The following is a 1508-nucleotide window of genomic DNA, read 5'->3' as shown; positions in this document are numbered from 1 at the left end:
AATATCGTCTACGCTTGGAATTATTCGTGATCCGCAACTTCTTGCATTTTCAACTTCTAGCTCTGCTGCTGTTATGCCGTTATCGATTAAAACTGCTGAAGAAAAACTAAAGGTTCAACCGCAGGTCTCTCAGTTCATCATACCACTTGGTGCGACAATTAACATGGATGGAACTGCACTATACCAAATAATTGCAGTATTTTTCTTGGCACAAATTTTTAGCATTGATTTGGGAATGGGAACAATTCTTTTGATATCATTGACTGCACTTGCAGCATCAATTGGTGCCCCATCAGCACCTGGAACTGGAATAGTAATTCTATCTACAATTCTAATTGCTGCAGGAATTCCCCCAGTTGGAGTAATTCTTCTTTTAGGCGTTGATAGAATTTTGGATATGACTAGAACCATGGTAAATGTAACTGGTGACCTTACTGCATGCATGTTCTTTGATAAAAGAATTAAACCGGCTGAAAAAGAAGTAGATGCGACCTAATTGGAACAAAAAATACCAGTAAAAAAAATTATGGTAAAAAACATTGTATCTGTAGATTCCTCTCAAACAATTGAAGATGTCGCCAAAAAATTGTATGAAAAAAGAGTTGGCTCTGCAATTGTTATTGAAGACAATAAACCAATTGGAATCATCACAAACAGAGACATTGTAAGCAGTATAGGTTCTTTTGAAATGCTACTAAATGCTCCGGCCAAAAAAATAATGTCAACGCCTCTGATTCATGTCAAACCTGATGACTCTATTATTGATGTAGCAGAGATTATGACTAGCAAAAATATTCGAAAGATTCCAGTAATTGTAAATGACCAGGTACTTGGAATCGTTTCTGCAAGTGACCTTGTTGCAATATTTACAATGCTAAAAAAAGAAGATCTATTAGAAATATTTCGACCGTATCTTAAGGACTAGTCTAGAATACATGAATTGGTTTTAGGATCATATATTGTTCCCTTGCCACACTTTGAGTTCTCTAACACACAAGAGTTTGTCTCCTCATCAAAGATTGTTCCTTTACCACACTTTGAATTAGAATCTAGTGGTTCATCCTCTGAAATAGTAGGTTGTATTACAACATCTTCAGGTTCATCTCGCTCAAATGCTCCATCAAAATATCCTTGACTGTATGCTGCACCAAGAACTGCCAAGATAATTATTGGAATTCCAATCATTATTGGAATTTTAATTCCAATTGACCTTCGAACAGTCTCTGTTTTAATTACAGTTCCCTGAGTTGTTGCAGGTTCTGTGTTTCCAACATCAAATAGATGTGCACCACACGTCATACAGAAATTTGCCTTTAGTGGACATTTTTTTCCACACTTCCAACAATGAATTGTCTCACCAGAATCAGGTTCTTCTTGAATCTCTGGTGCTTCTGTTTTTTCATCTAGTTGTAATCTTGTAAGATACTTGTCTTTCATCTTTTGCAGATATCTCTTATCGCTCTCCCAGACAGTTTTGCTTTCAATGTATGCCTGTTTGATGTGCTCTA

3 protein-coding genes are annotated in these 1508 nt (G+C 36.3%); 2 read left to right on the top strand and 1 reads right to left on the bottom strand.

What is annotated here, in order from left to right; genetic code table 11:
• Both C6988_RS08775 and C6988_RS08770 read left to right on the top strand, forming a co-directional pair.
• Positions 1 to 496 (top strand): dicarboxylate/amino acid:cation symporter (locus C6988_RS08775; RefSeq protein WP_182134711.1); only part of this gene is annotated, 496 nt, incomplete at its 5' end.
• On the top strand, positions 497 to 925 hold the full coding sequence (locus C6988_RS08770) for a CBS domain-containing protein (protein WP_182134709.1): 429 nt from the start codon (positions 497 to 499) through the stop codon (positions 923 to 925). It abuts the gene before it with no gap.
• Here C6988_RS08770 and C6988_RS08765 read toward each other — a convergent pair.
• The coding region (locus C6988_RS08765) for a zinc ribbon domain-containing protein (RefSeq protein ID WP_182134707.1) at positions 922 to 1508 on the bottom strand (587 nt) is incomplete at its 5' end. The genes C6988_RS08770 and C6988_RS08765 overlap by 4 nt on opposite strands.

It is taken from the genome of Nitrosopumilus sp. b1, from assembly GCF_014078545.1.
GTDB lineage: Archaea > Thermoproteota > Nitrososphaeria > Nitrososphaerales > Nitrosopumilaceae > PXYB01.
Note: the sequence above shows the minus strand (reverse complement) of the source record. Positions and strands in the feature narration are given on the sequence as shown.